Origin of the sequence: Pseudoalteromonas sp. S408 (assembly GCF_005886645.1) — a bacterium.
In the GTDB taxonomy this organism is placed as follows: domain Bacteria; phylum Pseudomonadota; class Gammaproteobacteria; order Enterobacterales; family Alteromonadaceae; genus Pseudoalteromonas.
The window spans coordinates 16,329-33,596 of record NZ_PNDY01000008.1; the positions used below are offsets into that span (position 1 = coordinate 16,329).

The window sequence follows — 17,268 nt, forward strand, 5'->3', positions numbered from 1 at the left end:
ATGTTTAAAGATGATTTTTGCATAGCTGAAGGGAGTTATTTATTAAGCCACTCTGTCGGTAAGCCGTTAAAAAGCATGGAGCGGCATTTTGCAGAACATTACCTATCACCATGGCAAGATTCAAATAAAGAGCCATGGCAGCAATGGCTACCTCAAATAGACGCGTTTACTTCTGCGTTAGGTAAGTTATTTAATTCACCAAGCTCACAGTTTTGCCCACAGGTTAATTTATCAAGCGGATTAACTAAGTTAGTGATGTCGCATCCTCAATTGCAACGAAAGCACTGCAAAGTTCTTATGGCGCAAAGTGACTTTCCGAGTATGGGGTTTGCCATGCAAAAGGCGCTACCGCCTTGTGCGCAAATTGTTTTTATTCCCGAAGAGGAAAACCTAAGTGAACTATCTGTATGGGAGCGTTATTTAACTTGCGATATAGATATGGTTTTTGTAAGCCATGTTTATTCAAATACGGGGGTGCAAGCACCGATAAACGATATTGTATTGCGCAGTAAGACTACTAATAGTCTTTCAATAATTGATGTGGCGCAATCTGCTGGAGTGTTGCCTGTAGATTTAACGACACTTGATGCCGATTTCATGATTGGATCGAGTGTTAAGTGGTTGTGCGGTGGACCCGGTGCTGCTTATTTATGGATTAATAAAGACCAACTAGCACAGTGTAAACCTAAAGATGTAGGGTGGTTTTCTCACGAAAACCCCTTTGAGTTTAATATTAATAATTTTACTTATCACCATAGCGCACTTCGATTCTGGGGGGGAACACCCTCTGTTGCGCCTTATGTAATTGCTGCCCATAGTATTTCTTATTTTGCAGAGCTAACAGCAAACAAGGTAAGAAGGCACAATCTAGCGATGATTTCGGATATTCATCAGCATTTAAGTGAATTTGTTGTATCGCCATTACATAGCAGCCAATGCAGTGGAACAGTTATTTTGTTTTTTGATAAAAAACAGCTGCAGGTATTAACCGCGCTAAGCAAAGCAAACATTAGCGTTGATGAGCGCAAATACGGAGTGCGAGTTTCACCGCATATTTATACAACTAAAGAAGATATCAACGCGCTGATCAAAATCATAAAGCAAGCCCTTAAGGAATTTGACTAAGTAACTGCTTGCGTTGACGCAAAGCGTCTATTTGCTGTTGTGTACGCGTGACTTTTGACTCATAGGCGCTAGTAATTGGTGCGGTTTTTTTTGCAATGGCGTCAGCAATAGAAGAAGCGCCTAAACGGTTAGCTTGATCTTGTGTTACATAGCTGGCTTGCTGTACTTGCTCTTGATAGGCTTTTTCTGTTTGTTTAAGCGTTAATTGTAGTTTGCTTATTTCACGCTCTATTTGCTGAACTTCTAAAAAGTTATCTACTGAAGAGTCTGTAATGTTGTTACTTGGCGTACTGTTTTTGTAGGCTTCAATAATGTTTGTTTCTTTTACAGTGATAACTTCCGCATTTTTTGCGCACGGTGTTTGGCTAAAGGTAGGAACGCCTTTAATTACACACTTGTATACCGTTGTATTTTGCGAAAAAGAAAAAAAAGGTAGCGCTGTGCATGTAATTAACAATATGAATCGGTTCATAGCGAAACCTGAAGTGGCTATAGTTTTATTAATAATGCACTAAGTTATAACGGGTTACAATTTGTTTAATTTTAATAAATTTTAGTCATAAAAAACCACAATTAAGTGGTTTAAATCTAGTATGCGGTAGAGAGGGAGGGATAGACTTGCTTACATCCATGTAATCAGCCGCTACGCCACGCTTGCAGCGGTCTAAACTGTTCCAGACATTTTATCGAACCCTGTCGAGGGTTCTCACCCTCCCCGTTTTTAACGGAGTTAAAATTCAGGCACAAAAAAACCACAATTAAGTGGTTTATATCTAGTATATGGTGGAGAGGGAGGGATTCGAACCCTCGATAGAGCTACAAACTCTATACTCCCTTAGCAGGGGAGCTCCTTCGGCCACTCGGACACCTCTCCAACGCATAACCGGTTGTGTTAATGATATTAAAAAACCACCAACTAAAATATGGTGGAGAGATAGGGATTTGAACCCTAGATAGGCTACAAACCTATGCCGGTTTTCAAGACCGGTGCATTCGACCACTCTGCCATCTCTCCGTGACGCAGAATAATACTTAGGTGGAGGGGGTGTGTAAATAGCAAAATGTTTGTTTGCCTAAAAAATAGACGTAAATGCGTGTTTTTTTGTAAATAGAGGGGAATTAATACTATTTTTAATAAAATAAAGAGGTTGCAGCAAACAAAGGGAGCTAAAAAAGGTTTTTAGTGGTTGGGTGTTGGCTGCACCAAAAATAATCATGGTTGGATGATTATTTGTACTGAGCTGCGCCGCCAAGTGCTAGTTTTTTACCAAGCGTATTAAGTCTAGCTAGCATTTTTGCTTTTCGGTTAGTTGGTTTAACTGCAATTTGTGTGTTTGCTGTTTGGTTTAATGTATTTATAGGGTTCATCACTTGGCTCCGGGTTTAGGTTTGTTGAAAACATGCGCATTTTGCATGCGAAACGTACAAAAATAAAACGATAAAAATTACATGTGAGGCATTAGTTATATTTATCTGAATTGACGTTTGTTAACTAAGTGTTTAATTGTGTTCTTTCTGTTTTTTGATTTTTATATTGTTTATTTATTATTTAAGTTATTGCTCAATAAGGCTTATTTTTTATTTCGCTTTTTATTTATGCATATTCCATTATTTTTATTGGGTAATTATTCAGATTATTTTATTTTGGTTTTTACTTGTAATGTTTATAGCATTTTTCATGGCGCTTGATAGGAGTGTTCAGTGCAATAAAAAATCGTTATTAATTTAATATTTAAAATATTAATTGACCTAAAAATATAATTTTTTCAATGTTGGGTCTTTTAGTAAATAAAAAGCGCCTACTTTAAGGTAGGCGCTTTAGTGTTAGTTACGTTTAAACGTGTCTAACTGGGGATGGAGCCGCTCAGCTTTTTGCTAAGGGCATTAATTTAAGAGCTAATCGTTTACTGAATACTTTAGCCTTGCGCAGCGACTCTAAATTGGGTGGTTAAAGCGCTAGTGTTATCAAAAACAGAGTAAGGCGTATGAGCTAAATTTAAGTCTATAAAAACGTTAAAAGTGAGAAAGCTAACGTAATGACGCTGTTTTTATACTTATTATTTAAATAGGTAAAAGGGTGAACAAAGTCTGTATCTGTATAAAGCCACAAAGCTGTTTACTAAGGCAAGTGCTAACCAGACCAATGCCCCGTAATCTGAGCCGAACAACATAAACGAGGGAAAAGAGAGAAAGCAGATACAAAAAAGCAGCATTCAATAAAATAAAATGCTGCTGAAGGGATGTTAAATAGGGTGAATAAAGTGCGGGTTATTTAACGTGTTTAAAGGTAAATAATTGATAACCTTCTAGCTCAGGAACTAACGTTACTAGCTGCTCTTCTTGTTTTGCAATTTCAGCAAAATTACCGCACAGTGAATTAGCGCGTTGCTCTAAATTATTTGCGTGTAACTCTACTTTTTCTTCAATTTGTGCGCCCATGTTTTCCATGCGCTCTTCAAATGCATCCATATCACCACCCGAACCTAATAATTCAGATCCAAGCGCGACCAATATACTGCCCATAGATTGCATGACTGCTGATTCAACGGCAGTTTCTATTTGTTTTTCAAACTGGTGTTCAAAGTTTTCACCAAATTGGTTAAAACTTTGCTGGCCCATAACAAAGGTGCCTTCTTGATAAAACGTGTTTTCTACTTCCAAGCGTATATCGTCCATTAACGACGACATACCGTCTAAGCCGTTAATGTTAAACGCATTGCCTACTTCTTCTAAAGCGACACCGGCGATTTTTACACCGTCTAATGCAATATTAGCGACTTCCGGTAACTGTGTGCGTAAGCTATCGGAGTATTGAGTAAGTGCTTGGCGTTGTGAGTTATTAAGTGCAACAAACTCACCATTTACCATTAAATCGCCGTTATTGTTAAATTGCATAGCTTGGTTTTTTGCTGTAAAAATTTCTAGTTCGTTTGGCTTAATGCGAACATCATTTTTAAACTCCACATCGCATTGATCGTTGCTAAATGAAATTGTTGAATCGCTGTTGTTGTGTGCCATAGCAACAGGTGTACAGATTAATGCGCTAACTAATAGTAATTTTTTCATGTGATGACTCTATTTTTTTGTTGATAACAAATAACTAATAACAAGTTTGGTGCCACTATTTTTTTATTAACAAAAGCAATGGTTTATATTTTTTGTTGGGGTTGATGGTCTGTTTTGTTTTTATTATTAGGCTATATTTTGGTGAATTTAACCAACGAATATAAATTTATAAAAAAAATTTATCGATACGATAAAAAACTCTCACTTTCCACAATTGCAATTTAGCGCTATTTATTCACATTAATGACATAAAGGCTATTTACTATAGCTTTGTGGCTTTACTTTGATGCTAATTTGCACAGCATATTGGTGTTAAATTTTTTAATTTACCAATTACATTAATTAAAGCGTAATTGGTCTCAAACACTTTATGGAGTGGGTTGTGGGTAAGACATTTAGTTACGATGCGCTAGATGATGATTTTGTTGAAGACGAATACGAAATGGTCGGTCGAAATCAACACGATAAAAACAAGCAAAAGGTTAAGAAAAAGTTGGAAGACTACCTTGAGCAAAAACGTTTGCGTAAAAATCTAGGCGAAGATGACTTAAGCGATTACATCGATTAAATTGCACTAGTATAAATACACTACCAATAAATAACCGCCGGTTAAGTGCACAGGCATGTACGCTTAATAGGTTGTTACATTGGCAATAAAGAGGCTATTTGCCTCTTTATTACTTTTTACTGCGCGCTTTTAGCCTTAGTTAATGCTTTTTGTATCGTTAGCTCTAACTTTTCTGGCTTAGTAAAAGGGGCATAGCGTTTAATTGGCGTGCCATCGGCTGCAATTAAAAATTTGGTGAAATTCCATTTTATTTTTCGAGTTAAAAACCCCGGTAATGCTGATTTCAAAAATCGAAATACAGGGTGTGCATTTTTACCATTCACATCAACTTTGTCTGCTATTAAAAAGCTGACCCCGTAATTTACTAAGCACCCTTGCTCTATTTGCGAGGCATCACCAGGCTCTTGTTGGCCAAATTGATTGCACGGAAAACCTATAATCATTAACCCTTGACTGGCGTATTTCTCATGAAGCGCTTGTAAAGATGCGTATTGGTAGGTAAACCCGCATTTACTTGCTGTATTAACAATGAGGACAACTTTTCCCTCAAAGTCATCAAAGTTTATAGGTTTGCCTTGTAGGCTTGTTGCGCTTAATTGATGAAACTTTTGCATAGTTGCTTCTTGTTTTTTTTGTTGGAGCATATTTTAACGCGGTAAGAGGGTTACATAAAGTATAAAATTTAATCGTGCCGTGAGGTATAAAAACCAGTGATCTCAGTAAAAAGTGAATAAGGCTTCCGCGCTCTTCTCACACCTTTTACTACTTCTATGTAGGCAACAAAGAGTAAATAGCCTAGGCTACTAAACATTCAATTTTAAGAGGTCAATAAACCTTAATTTAAAATTAGAAACAAGCCCATACCAGCAAGTGTTGTGTAGTAAATATTATGCGTTTTATAAGCAACAATAATGGCTACAATAGCGGCACTTAAATAAGGGTTTTGCCAATGCAAATTTATGCCTTCGTCGTTCAAAAATACGATAGGTACCCAAATAGCAGTAAGAACGGCCGGTGCGCTAAAGCTCAAAAACTGCTGCATTTTGGGCCCTACTTTAAAAGGTAGTGAGCGGTGTAAAAACAAGTAACGGGTAAAGAATGTAATACAGGCCATAAGTAAGATAGTGGTCATCATGGTTTAGTTTCCCTTTTAGCTGAAAGTCTTGCCGTTGTATAACCAGCACTCATTGCTAATAATGCGGAGCACACTAGCCATAACTCAAACCCTGTGCTTTTTAACCATGTAGCAGTAACACCTGCAACAATAACAGTGACTAAAGATGCGGCATTTTTAATACCTGGGATAACTAAGGCAATAAAAGTAGCTGCAATTGCAAAGTCGAGCCCTAAGTTAGTTAAATCGGGAAGCATAGAGCCTGCAACAATGCCTATTAATGTCCAAATATTCCATGCAATGTAAAAACTAAAGCCTGCACTTAGCGCATAAACTAAACGCACTTGTGTGCGATAAGCTTTGCGGTGGTGAGAAAAGGCAAATAATTCATCGGTTAATACAAAGCTAACAGGTAAGCGCCAGCGCATTGGCTGATCAATCACTTTATGCCTGACAGCAAGCCCATATAAAAAATGACGAGAGCTAATGATAAACGTAGTGAATAATATGGTCAGCAAGGGCGTGTTGCCCGCCATAAGTTCAATCGCGACAAGTTGAGCCGATCCTGCAAAAACCAGTAACGACATAGCTTGCGTTTCAAGTGCAGTAAACCCATTTTGAATAGCTAAAGAGCCACATAATATTCCCCATGGAATAACGGCTAAGCAAAGCGGAAGCATATCTAAAAAGCCTTTTATAATCGCTTTTTTAACTGGTTGCATAGCATTTACCTTGCTGGCTTGTAGAATGGAAGATAATGATACCTTATTATAAGGTGAAAGTGATTAACATGAGCTCTGGATAATAAATCTTTCTCAAGCAGTTAGTTGCAGTGCTAACTTGGTTGAATTTACTTGCATTAGGCCAGTTAGTAACGCATAAACTTTTATGTTTTCACTGAAAATCTCTAGCTAGGGTTCAGATTAATTATTATTGAATGATAATGTTTTTTAGAGGGTAAATATAATGACAACAATAAAAGTATGGGATGGGTTTATTCGGTGTTTTCATTGGCTGTTAGTCATAAGTATTGCCGTTTTATATTTTAGTGTAGAAGAGGGGATGATTGAGCTACATTTTGTTGCTGGATTCTTTACTTTAGCGCTCATTGTTACGCGGATAGTATGGGGGATTGTTGGCAGTAGAACAGCGAAATTAAGTGGCTTGATTCACTCACCTAAGGCTCTGTTTCAGGGGCTCAAAAAGCCGGTAGACACCATAGGGCACTCTGCCCCAGGAAGCTATATGGTCCTTGCTTTTTTTGCGCTCATTTCAACGCAATTAATTACCGGGCTGATGAGCAGTAATGGCATTTTAACTGACGGCCCGCTTGTTGAATATGTATCGAGTGATGCCGTAGATTTTGCTAATTGGTTGCATCGCCTCAATTTTGACATATTACTGTATGCAATAGGTTTGCACATAGCGGCAATTGTTGTATACCGAATTAAAGGTAAGCCTTTAGTCAAAGCAATGATCACCGGAGAAAAGGCATTAAAATCAACCGATGTAGAAAGACCCGTAACTAAGTCGCCTTGGCTCGCGTGGGCTATATTTGTAGGCTTACTGTTATTGCTTGCATTTACTTGGGGGCAAGAGCCTTTACAGTACTTATTTGGATGAATTGGTTTTTAAAGCAGTACTTAATTACTGGTTGTAAATCTCGGTTACATTCTTTTGTTTGATTGTTAAGTAGTGGATGCATATAATTAGTACTTTGCTGACAAGTGAGCTGTTCGTAGTATGACAGTATTACTTGTTGTTATTGGTGCTTTTTGTTTATTCATAATGAATAAACAATGTCACTCTTAAGGTGTTGCCGTGTTTATGCATACGTCGTTGGCCTGCGGGGAATGGTCAACAATTGGTTGCTTAAATCATCACACTCAATTATTTATTGGTGATGTGGTGAAAGTAACCTTTTACGACATGCAAGGAGAGCTAATTAGCTTATCGTTTGACTTCAAAATTACTTCGTTTGAACAAGGGGAGCCTCACGCTTGGCCGCGTTTGATAGCAGAACACATTAATGTTCATATTCCTTTGGTTAGTGCAGGAAAAATGACGGAACAAGGTTTAATCGTCGCTTATCGGAATAACAAAATATTTGCATTGCAAAGTAGCGGTATATACAAAGCACATATTGATTTTCATTGTATTGCGAAATGCGACGAGCGTGAAGTAAGTACGCAATCTTATGAGTATGTTTACCCTGAACATAGCGAACGCTATAACGCGGGTACTAAAGTATTACAGCCTAAAGATGGTTGCATATATCAATGTAGGCCTTGGCCTTTTAATGAGCTTTGTCGAAAGGCAAAGGATACACACTCAATATTTGAACCAGGTATAGGTAAAAGCTGGGCTATGGCTTGGCTGCAATTATCAACTAGGTAAAAACATGTTTCTTCCCATAGGTATTACAGGTTTAGGAATAAATCGGTTACCTTTAAGCCCACTCAACTATTGAGTGGGCTTTTTTATTTTTATGATAAACTGCGAACATTATTATTTTTTTAAATTGGTTTTTTGTGTCTAGTTCAGACTATTCTTTAAGCGTATTGCCTCATTCCCCTGTTGCTAAAAAGCAGCCTAAAACACTCATTACTCATGATAAAAAGCGGAACGACGATTACTATTGGATGCGTGATGATGAGCGCAAAAATGAAAAAGTACTTGCGCACTTACAAGCCGAAAATAACTATTGCGATGAGCAATTAGCAAGCATTAAACCCTTGCAAAATACCTTGTTCGAAGAGTTAAAAGCGCGCATTGTAAAAGACGACAATTCTGTGCCAGTTAAAGATGGCAAATACTGGTATCACTCTGAAGTACGAGGTGACGATGAATATGCGCGTCATTATCGTAGCACAAGTATTAAAGCTAAAAATAAAGCCCTTTTGCTAGATGTAAACGAGCTTGCACAAGATTTTGAATTTTTTGACCTTGGGGAAGTTGCATTAAGCCCTAATGAGCAGCTTATGGCGTATTCACAAGATACTGAGGGTCGCCGTATTTATAACGTTCGCTTTAAAAATTTATCAACAGGCGAAATGCTTGCAGATGAGCTTGAAAATACAGAAGGCCAAGTTGTTTGGGCAAACGACAATAAAACCGTTTTTTATGTCAAAAAAGATCTGCAAACTTTATTAGGTTACCAAGTGTTTAGACATGAGCTGGGAAGTGAGCAAGATCAAGATGTTTTGGTATATGAAGAACACGACAGCAGCTTTTTTATGGGACTGGGTAAAAGCCGCGATGAAAGTCTTATTATTATAGACTTGGCGTCTACCGAGTCGAACGACACCTGGGTGCTTGATGCAAATAATCCGCAAGGTAATTTTAGTGCACTTATGCCGCGAGAAGAGTGCCATGAGTTCGATGTGGATAAGCTAGGCAATACGTTTTACATTGTTACTAACTGGCAAGCTAAAAACTTTAGGTTGATGACAGCAACCGAGCAGACCATTGCCGATAAAACTCAGTGGCAAGAGCATACAGCCCACAGAGAGCATGTATTACTTGAAGGCGTTGAGTTATTTAATGACTTTTTAGTACTCAGTGAGCGTGAACAAGGTCAAGCACGGTTTGTTGTAGTAAACAAAGAAGGCGAGCGTATGGCGCTTGAGTTTGACGACCCTTGTTACTACGCTGCTGTTGCAATGAACCCAGAGCCAAATGTTATAACGGCGCGCATCTATTACTCAAGCTTAACTACTCCGGGTTCTTTATACGATGTTGACCTAAAAACGGGTAAAAAAACCTTATTGAAACAACAAAAGGTACTAGGTGACTTTAACGCGACTGATTATCAATCTGAGCGGTTGATGGTTACCGCGCGTGATGGCGTTAAAGTTCCTGTTTCTGTTGTATACCGAAAAGACAGTTTTAATAAAGATGGCACCAATCCACTGTTTCAATATGGTTATGGAGCTTATGGTTACACAATTGATCCGAGCTTCTCTAGCACGTCGCTCAGTTTACTAGACCGTGGTTTTGTTTATGTAATAGCACATGTGCGTGGTTCCGAAATGTTAGGCCGCAATTGGTATGAGCAAGGTAAAAAAACACATAAACAAAATAGTTTTAGTGATTTTATTGATGTAACGAAGGCGCTGATTGCACAAAACTACTGTGACAGTAGCAAAGTTTTTGCATCAGGCGGCAGTGCGGGGGGCTTACTTATGGGCGCCGTGCTTAATCAAGCCCCACAGTTATATTGTGGTGTAGGGTGTCATGTGCCATTTTTAGATGTGCTGACTACGATGCTTGATGAAAGCATTCCGCTTACCACTAACGAGTATGATGAGTGGGGGAATCCTAACGATCCGCAATTTTATGATGTAATAGAGGCGTATTCGCCTTATGACAATATAAGCGCACAAAATTACCCTAATATATTAGTCACTACAGGCCTGCATGACTCGCAAGTACAATATTGGGAGCCCATGAAGTGGGTTGCTAAAATGCGAGAATACAAAACAGATAATAATATTTTAGTATTTAAAACTGATATGGATGCAGGTCACGGCGGCGCATCTGGACGCTTTAAAAGCTTGGAAGAAAAAGCACTTGAAATGGCATTTTTTATTGCGTTGGTTGAATGATACATTTTGTTAAATAAACAAAAAAGCCTCAGTGTTAGCTGAGGCTTTCAAAATAAGAATAACGTTTAGCCTAATCCAAATAAGCTTTTAGCATCCAAACTAACTTCTCTTGTTCAGAGATGTAGTCGCCCATTAATGATGCTGTACCTTCATCGCCTGCATCACCCGCTTGGTTTAAAATCTCACGTTGCTTTTTAATTAATGTACTGTAGCCCGCTAATATGTTTTCTACGGCAGTAACTCCATCACTTATGCCTTTTGCTTCTTTAATTTCACTGACTTCAAGGTAATCTGAAAATGCATGTAATGGCGCGCCATCGAGCGTTAAAATACGCTCTGCAATTTCGTCTACTTTTAAAAGTAACAGATTATAAATTTCTTCAAACTTAACGTGTAATTCAAAAAAGTTACGGCCTTTAATGTTCCAATGAAAACCACGAGCATTCATATACTGTATTTGGTAGCTGCTCAGCAGAGTATTAAGTGATTTTACAATATCGTCGCTTTTTTCGCTGTTTAAACCAATTGCATTTACTTGTGACATAACTTGCTCCTTAAAAAACCGATTGTTTGTTAACCTGAGTAAAGTATTACTTTTTAAGTTAGATTAGTAAAACTGTTTATATCTATATAGTTGATAGTTAAAACCTATTGCGCGACTGGTGAAAACGTTTCTGTTCAATATATATAGATATGGGGTGTAATTATTAAAACTCACCAGTTTGTTGCGTAAAATATGATCTAAAACAAGCTTAGAAGGTGTTATTAAAATTGTTATTTTATTTTTTGATTTAGGTCAAAAATCACTCTTTTTTAAAGCGCATAATAATGATGTTGGATTTATTAGGAGAGTGAACATGCACGAAAAAACAGGCAAACAAAATAAAGCAGAGTTAATAGTAGTATGCATTGCGCTGGTGGCATTTGTGCTCGGTTTGGTAGCTCATTTAGCGGGTGCAAGTATTGCTAACTCAAACGTATTTGGTTATATAGCTGCGCCAATTCCGTTGGTACTTGGAGTTATAGTTTTACTAAGTTATAAAATAGCTGAGGCAGCAGAAGATTAACTGCCTTCGCCTAAGCATTTTAAAATATAATCGACCACTTCACGCGAGTAAATCATACTGGTATGGCTTAAGTGAAAGACTTTGTGTTCAGCCATACCTTTGAGTTTAGTTTCGTCAAGAAGAACGGTACCGTCTGACTTGCTGCCTTTTACAATGAGAGGCATTAAGCCGATTGGGAGGTCGCCGGCAATACTATAAAGCTTAGCTTTAAATGGCCAGTTTCCATTTTGCGTGAGTAAAAACTCAACGCTATTTTTTAAAAAAGCCTCAAATCCTTTTTGCTTCATTTTTTGTGCGATGTGACTGCCTTGATGGGGGGTACCAAGCGTTACTACTTTTGTAACTAATTGGCTGGCGCCTGAGTTAGCTTCTAAGTAAGCTCTAGCTACTAATCCGCCCATAGAGTGGCATACTAAAGCTGTTGGTTCATTGCCAATAAACTCATCTATTTGTGTAAAAATAGCATCACGATTTGGGTCAAGCGTATTGTATGTAAGGTTTAACACGTTAACGCCTGAGCTCTCTAATCTAGAGCAAAGGGGGCGCATAACAAAGCCAGACATATACAAGCCATGTAAAACAATAACGTGTTTAACTTTCATATAACCCCTAAAGCAAATGCAATTACATTAATTGCTGTGGTTTTATCTCAATATTCGTATTATCAGTGTTCACCCATACCTCACCATCTTGAATGGTGACTGTAAGCTGTATGTTGCGATCAACTAGGGCTGCAAGTGCTTGTGTTGCTACATAGTCTAAACTAAAAATACTTAAATTTTTAAATTCGTACAATTTTGGTTGGTGTTTTTGCCACCATATTGCTTGGTTGTTCTCACCATAGGTATAAAGCACAACCTTTTTAGATTTATTACAGGCTTTTTTTAAGCGCTTTTCGTCTGGTAAACCCAGTTCAATCCACAGCTCTATTTCTTCGCTGTAATTAACGTGCCAAAGCTCTGGTTCGTCATCAGCGCTCAAGCCTTTTGTGAACTCTAAACCATCACAATAGTTAAGTGCAAACGCGAGAAGGCGGATCATTAACCGCTGGTCAGTTTCCGATGGGTGCTGAGCCAAAGTTAAATTTGTATCTTGATAAACATGGCGATCCATATCGCTAAGCGATAATTGTGCCTTCATAATGGTTGATTTAAGAGCCATAACAACTAATCTAAAAATATTTTCGCCAGTATAGCGCAATTAAATGAATTGCCAGTTAAAATAGCGCTTAAATATACGTTAGGAGTTAAAAATGGCTATCCAGTGGTTCCCTGGGCACATGAATAAAGCCCGAAATGAAATTAAAGAAATAATGCCACAAATGGATGTGATCATTGAAGTGCTTGATGCACGCATTCCTTATAGTAGCGAAAACCCAATGGTGACAACCTTACGCGAAGGCAAACCAGTCATCAAAATATTAAATAAGGCTGATTTAGCCGATCCTAAAATGACTCAAGTGTGGAAAGATTATTTTGAGCAAGAAAGTGGTGTTAAAGCGATTGCTTTTGGCCATGATAAGGCCGCTGAAGTACACCGTATTAATGAGCTTTGTAAAAAGTTAGTGCCGCATAAGGTGGGCGCCGACAAACAAATTAAAGCCATGATAATGGGTATCCCAAACGTGGGTAAATCTACATTAATTAATGTATTAGCAGGTCGTATAGTGGCCAAAACAGGCAATGAACCTGCGGTTACTAAGGCGCAGCAACGTATTAAACTTGAAGACGGTATTATGCTGTACGATACGCCAGGTATGCTTTGGCCAAAAGTAGAGAATGAAAACTCAGGCTATCGTTTAGGTGCAACGGGTGCAATACGCGACACTGCACTTGAATACGAAGAGGTGGCAAGTTACACCGCTGAGTATTTATTGCATGCTTATCCTGATCTTTTAAAAACGCGTTATAAATTAGATGAATTGCCAGAAAACGATTGGGAATTTGTGGAAATGGCGGGTAAAAAGCGCGGCTGTATTCGTGGTGGTAACCAAATAGACACGTATAAAATGTCTGAAATACTTATTAACGAACTTCGTGATGGCATTATTGGTCGTATTACCATGGAAACACCAGCGATGCGTGAAGAAGAAGAAATAATGGTTGCTGGGTTACGCGCCGCCGCTGAAGCGAAAAAAGCAGCTAAAGAAGAAGAGAAAAAACAACGCCGATCACGTGCACGTAAAAATCGTCGTTAATTTTAAGGCTGAGAGCACTAAATTACAGACATAAAAAAAGCCCGTAAGGGCTTTTTTAGTTTCATATCTACCGTCACCGATATGAGCAATGTAGCAAGTAAAATAGTAGGGCGGTTACTTATCATCAACATCAAGGGGCGTTGCGGTTAATAACAAGTAACCATAGCTGTTAACGTGCGCCACACGTTGTTTCAGGGTCGAGAAACAAATTATTCATTCCGTTACAAGGCAGTGTTTCGCCTTGTTGATAGTGATTATCAATTAGATTTGCGTGGCTGTCAACACTCAAATGCAAATAATTATCATTATCTTGATGTGTGTTTTTTATTCTCTTAAAAATCGGTATTTTAGCGTTAAATAACTATTCTTTTTTATTTTCACTTAAGCGTAAATTTATTTTATCTACGAGCACTTCATCGAGCTTATTAAACCTGCTAACAATAAGTAAAAAGTCACTTCCATCTGTTTTTATTACTTTAATAGTGGTGTTATCAAGCTCAGTTTTTCCGTATGAGGTTTCTATTTTATCAATGTCATTAAAATGACTCAGCTCTGATTCAAGCTGTCCATCATCGTTTTTGTAGTAACTAAAAATATAATTTTTGGTGATGCCATTACCATCATTGCGGTAATCAAATATTGCATCACTATAAAAATATAGGATCGTTTCGTTCTCGGGTGTTAAGCGATGCCGTTTTAAAAAGTGAGTTTGATAGGCCCATAATTTTTCTCCTTTTATTATAGCGCTATTAGGTAAAATATTAGCTTCTTGAAGCACACCAAATAGTAATATTGGCGCTAGCGCTAGTGATATAAGGTATTGCCTGACTCGCCAGTAAGAGTTGTAGTGCAGCGCTTTTTGGTTGGTGTTTGCATGCTCTATGTAACTCACTAATGGAAGCCATAGAAAAGGCATAACCAGCAATGCGATAGTGGCGTACTCTTCCATGCGGTAAACCAATGTGGTTGCAAGTATTAATAAAAATGAAATAGCAGCCCCCCAGCTAGGGATTAGTTTACTTTTATTTGACTGCAATTCACTGTGTTGTTTCAGTGCTTGATAAAGCGGGTAATACCATAAAATGGCGAAAATACCGCGGGCAATAGGCATTATGTTGGCATTGTTTTGTTGCTTTATAGCTTTGAAGTTACGGTAGCACCAATAATTAATATAAATACCTAAGCTTAAAATGCTGTAAATAATAAATTTACTGACCGATACCGCGTAAAATGGGCTATTTTCAAAAGTAGGGCGCTTGGCGGATTCGAGTCGCCAATCTGCAAAGAAGAAAATAAGCAATAAAAGGTAACCGGCGAGTGCATATTTAAGCCAGTTACCTCCTAAGTTATCGAGTATGTCGGCTGTTGTTTGAGCTACTTCAGTTTTGTCGGCGTACTTTAAAATTGAGTAGTGTGTGGCTGAAATAAGCTTGTTTCGCTGCGCTAGGTAATCGTTTATGTTGTCAGCAGGAATATGGTCTTGTTTTGAATAAAAGTGGTAGCTTAGCGTTAAAATATTATCACTAAAATTAACAGATGTTTTTAAGTAAAAGTAGTCGTTATCAATTTCGTCTTGGCTATTATCAAACGCCCAGTTCTTTTCTGTAAAATGAAGCTTTATGCGGGTATCAATTATGTTGGGGTATTCAAAATAAAATGGGTTTGTGCGATCAGTTTGTTTTGGCTCGTAAACACTGTTTTGTATTTCAGAAGCGTAAAAGTCAGCTTCATATCCGTCACTGGTTTCTTCCCAAAATTGGCCAATAAGGTACGACTCCCTAGTAATAAGCTGGCCTGTTTGTTTGTCTTCACTTACCTCCATAGGCTTGTCGATTTTGAGCTCGTCAAAAAAACCTTGGTAGTATTCAAGGTATGATTTTGCAACGCTGTCTAGCCCGTTGCGCGCTAAATTACTTCTGCGATTAATAGCTTGAAACTCGGCATAAGAATATTCGGTGGTAAAATGGACAGGCTCTTTTACAGTGTTCGGGATATAAAATTGATCGTTTACTATTACCTTTTTATGCACAGGCGTTTGTGCCATAGAGGTTAAGGTACTTTCGCCATTTTTTATAATAAGGGCATAACCGTAATCAGGTTGTGCTAAATAGGCAAGTGTACCTCGTTGATAACTAATGGTTGGATCCAACCAATAGCGTTTACCCTCGTGAGTAAGCGTAACAATAACGTGGTTAAAAACACTTGCGGTGGCCGGTAGATCTATTAAGCGCTTTGTTTCTTCTGTGTCTACAAGGGCAGGGTGCGCCTCTATTTTCATCGCTTTTAATAACGAAATCAGTAGGGCTGTTTTGTCTTTACAGTCACCATACCGTAAAGATAGCGTTTCTGAAGCAGGTGTTGGCTGATGAGAATTCGTGCCCATTTCTAAGCCTAAATAGCGTATTTCGTCTTGGCTAAAGCGTAATGCTGCGGTAATTCTATCGGCTGTATTAGTATGCTGTGCCTGTATAGATTGTGCTACGGCGTTAATGCTATTAGGTGTTTCGATTGCTGACTCATAAAGTGGTAATGCCCAATTAACAACCTCGTCCCAACGGCTATATTCAGAGAGGTAAACTTGCATGTACGGGTTGTACCATGTGGGTGTTTCAGAGTCTTGTGTGAGTAACGGCGCTTCAAACTCAGAAATAGAGTAGTCAGTACCGTATTGATTACTTGTTTGTTTTACTTCGGCATTGCCATTCATTGTTCTTATATTAAGAGGTGTTTGCTTACCCCATAAAACACGCATGTTTTGTTGCACTACAGGCACAGACCATCTAAGAGTGCGCCGAGTACTAAATTTATTGTCGTAGATAGGGTTGCTGCCGGTGACACTGTAGCTATAGTCGAGCATATCTCCGCTTCGCATATCGTCAACAATAATATTTAAAGACAGCCTACCGTTATAAATTTTATCAGCTAGGTCAGATTCGCTTTGGATAACCGACAACCTCGCAGTTGAAAGTTTATCGATGCGTTTGCCCTCTCTGAGAATAGAAAGTGTATGCAGGGTTAATTTTTCATAGCTTGGGTCAAAATCTAGGTTTAGTTGACTTATGTAGTCAACGCCACTTTGGTTAAGTGCTTGCATAACTAAGCGTGTGTAACGTTGTTGCTTTTGACGTTCGGGGACATAGGTTTGGTTGTCGAGTAATAGGTAGAGTGTGCCATCTCGCACTTTTGTCATATCACTTATTTGGGGTTGTTTTACGTCATGTAGGGTGACCCAATCACCAGGTACATCTATTTTATATTGCGTAGCATAAGCAGGTACATTAATCAGAAAAGAACTACATATTAGCAGCCAATAAATAAAGTATAGAAATATCCGTTTCATTGTTAATTCTTATTATTTTTTATTAAAGCTATACCACTTTGGGTTCATATAGTGGCCTATTTTTAATCGATATTACCATATTGAATGACATGTGAAGAGCTTTAGTATTGTATTATTTTTAAATGCTCGCTCTGCTTTGATTTTAATTAAATAAACCTTTCTTCAATGTGCTTGTGGGGGAATT

Annotated in this window: 17 protein-coding genes and 2 tRNA genes; 7 read left to right on the forward strand and 12 right to left on the reverse strand. The window is 38.2% G+C overall.

The features are described from left to right. Entirely contained in the window at positions 1-1,125 is a 1,125-nt protein-coding gene (locus CWB62_RS08435) for an aminotransferase class V-fold PLP-dependent enzyme (RefSeq protein WP_138530544.1), read from the forward strand. Here the strand turns inward: CWB62_RS08435 and CWB62_RS08440 are convergent. The 5 genes from CWB62_RS08440 to CWB62_RS08455 form a co-directional block, all read right to left on the reverse strand. After that, positions 1,109-1,597, reverse strand: coding sequence for an RNA-binding protein (locus CWB62_RS08440; protein ID WP_138530542.1), 489 nt, complete (start codon positions 1,595-1,597; stop codon positions 1,109-1,111). The genes CWB62_RS08435 and CWB62_RS08440 overlap by 17 nt on opposite strands. Positions 1,598-1,906: 309 nt before the next feature. Then, positions 1,907-1,999, reverse strand: a tRNA-Ser gene (locus CWB62_RS08445). 50 nt (positions 2,000-2,049) lie between these two features. Continuing rightward, a tRNA-Ser gene (locus CWB62_RS08450) sits at positions 2,050-2,140 on the reverse strand. Positions 2,141-2,352: 212 nt separating this feature from the next. Then, a complete protein-coding gene (locus tag CWB62_RS18635; protein ID WP_008128321.1) occupies positions 2,353-2,493 on the reverse strand; it encodes a hypothetical protein in 141 nt (46 codons plus the stop codon). A gap of 900 nt (positions 2,494-3,393) precedes the next feature. Beyond that, positions 3,394-4,191: a YggN family protein gene (locus CWB62_RS08455; protein ID WP_138530979.1), complete on the reverse strand. Its 798-nt coding sequence runs from the start codon at positions 4,189-4,191 to the stop codon at positions 3,394-3,396. Between the two features lie 382 nt (positions 4,192-4,573). On the opposite strand from CWB62_RS08455, the gene CWB62_RS08460 reads away from it, so the two are divergent. Then, positions 4,574-4,759 (forward strand): PA3496 family putative envelope integrity protein, encoded by a 186-nt coding sequence (locus tag CWB62_RS08460; protein WP_010558095.1) that lies wholly within the window; start codon positions 4,574-4,576, stop codon positions 4,757-4,759. A gap of 116 nt (positions 4,760-4,875) precedes the next feature. Here the strand turns inward: CWB62_RS08460 and CWB62_RS08465 are convergent, their stop codons facing one another. The 3 genes from CWB62_RS08465 to CWB62_RS08475 all read right to left on the reverse strand — a co-directional run bounded on the left by CWB62_RS08465 (position 4,876) and on the right by CWB62_RS08475 (position 6,595). Next, entirely contained in the window at positions 4,876-5,373 is a 498-nt protein-coding gene (locus CWB62_RS08465; RefSeq protein ID WP_138531017.1) for a glutathione peroxidase, read from the reverse strand. 221 nt (positions 5,374-5,594) lie between these two features. Continuing rightward, the gene (locus CWB62_RS08470; protein ID WP_138530981.1) at positions 5,595-5,894 is read right to left on the reverse strand and encodes an AzlD domain-containing protein; all 300 of its coding nucleotides are present in this window, start codon (positions 5,892-5,894) and stop codon (positions 5,595-5,597) included. Next, complete coding sequence (locus tag CWB62_RS08475; RefSeq protein WP_058404714.1) at positions 5,891-6,595, reverse strand: AzlC family ABC transporter permease; 705 nt, start codon at positions 6,593-6,595, stop codon at positions 5,891-5,893. Before CWB62_RS08475 ends, CWB62_RS08470 begins: the two co-directional genes overlap by 4 nt. Positions 6,596-6,839: 244 nt before the next feature. On the opposite strand from CWB62_RS08475, the gene CWB62_RS08480 reads away from it, so the two are divergent. From CWB62_RS08480 to CWB62_RS08490, 3 genes are all read left to right on the forward strand, one after another. After that, positions 6,840-7,496, forward strand: coding sequence for a cytochrome b/b6 domain-containing protein (locus tag CWB62_RS08480; protein ID WP_138530983.1), 657 nt, complete (start codon positions 6,840-6,842; stop codon positions 7,494-7,496). Between the two features lie 204 nt (positions 7,497-7,700). Next, positions 7,701-8,270 carry a chitin-binding protein gene (locus tag CWB62_RS08485; protein ID WP_138530985.1) on the forward strand — a complete coding sequence of 190 codons (570 nt, stop codon included), beginning with the start codon at positions 7,701-7,703 and terminating at the stop codon, positions 8,268-8,270. Positions 8,271-8,404: 134 nt separating this feature from the next. Continuing rightward, entirely contained in the window at positions 8,405-10,480 is a 2,076-nt protein-coding gene (locus tag CWB62_RS08490) for a S9 family peptidase (protein WP_138530987.1), read from the forward strand. Positions 10,481-10,550: 70 nt separating this feature from the next. On the opposite strand, the gene CWB62_RS08495 is transcribed toward CWB62_RS08490, so the two are convergent. Beyond that, positions 10,551-11,024 carry a Dps family protein gene (locus CWB62_RS08495; protein ID WP_058552762.1) on the reverse strand — a complete coding sequence of 158 codons (474 nt, stop codon included), beginning with the start codon at positions 11,022-11,024 and terminating at the stop codon, positions 10,551-10,553. Positions 11,025-11,337: 313 nt separating this feature from the next. Between CWB62_RS08495 and CWB62_RS08500 the strand changes: the two genes are divergently transcribed. Beyond that, a complete protein-coding gene (locus CWB62_RS08500) occupies positions 11,338-11,547 on the forward strand; it encodes a hypothetical protein (RefSeq protein ID WP_058404710.1) in 210 nt (69 codons plus the stop codon). Here the strand turns inward: CWB62_RS08500 and CWB62_RS08505 are convergent. Together CWB62_RS08505 and CWB62_RS08510 are read right to left on the reverse strand one after the other, a co-directional pair. Then, on the reverse strand, positions 11,544-12,149 hold the full coding sequence (locus tag CWB62_RS08505) for a PGAP1-like alpha/beta domain-containing protein (protein WP_138530989.1): 606 nt from the start codon (positions 12,147-12,149) through the stop codon (positions 11,544-11,546). The two genes, CWB62_RS08500 and CWB62_RS08505, sit on opposite strands and share 4 nt — an antisense overlap. Before the next feature lie 22 nt (positions 12,150-12,171). Beyond that, the gene (locus tag CWB62_RS08510; RefSeq protein ID WP_058404720.1) at positions 12,172-12,708 is read right to left on the reverse strand and encodes a YaeQ family protein; all 537 of its coding nucleotides are present in this window, start codon (positions 12,706-12,708) and stop codon (positions 12,172-12,174) included. Between the two features lie 91 nt (positions 12,709-12,799). On the opposite strand from CWB62_RS08510, the gene ylqF reads away from it, so the two are divergent. Beyond that, the gene (gene ylqF, locus CWB62_RS08515; RefSeq protein ID WP_138530991.1) at positions 12,800-13,744 is read left to right on the forward strand and encodes a ribosome biogenesis GTPase YlqF; all 945 of its coding nucleotides are present in this window, start codon (positions 12,800-12,802) and stop codon (positions 13,742-13,744) included. 361 nt (positions 13,745-14,105) lie between these two features. Here the strand turns inward: ylqF and CWB62_RS08520 are convergent, their stop codons facing one another. Continuing rightward, positions 14,106-17,084: a DUF3857 domain-containing transglutaminase family protein gene (locus CWB62_RS08520; protein WP_138530993.1), complete on the reverse strand. Its 2,979-nt coding sequence runs from the start codon at positions 17,082-17,084 to the stop codon at positions 14,106-14,108. Between the last annotated feature and the right edge of the window lie 184 nt (positions 17,085-17,268).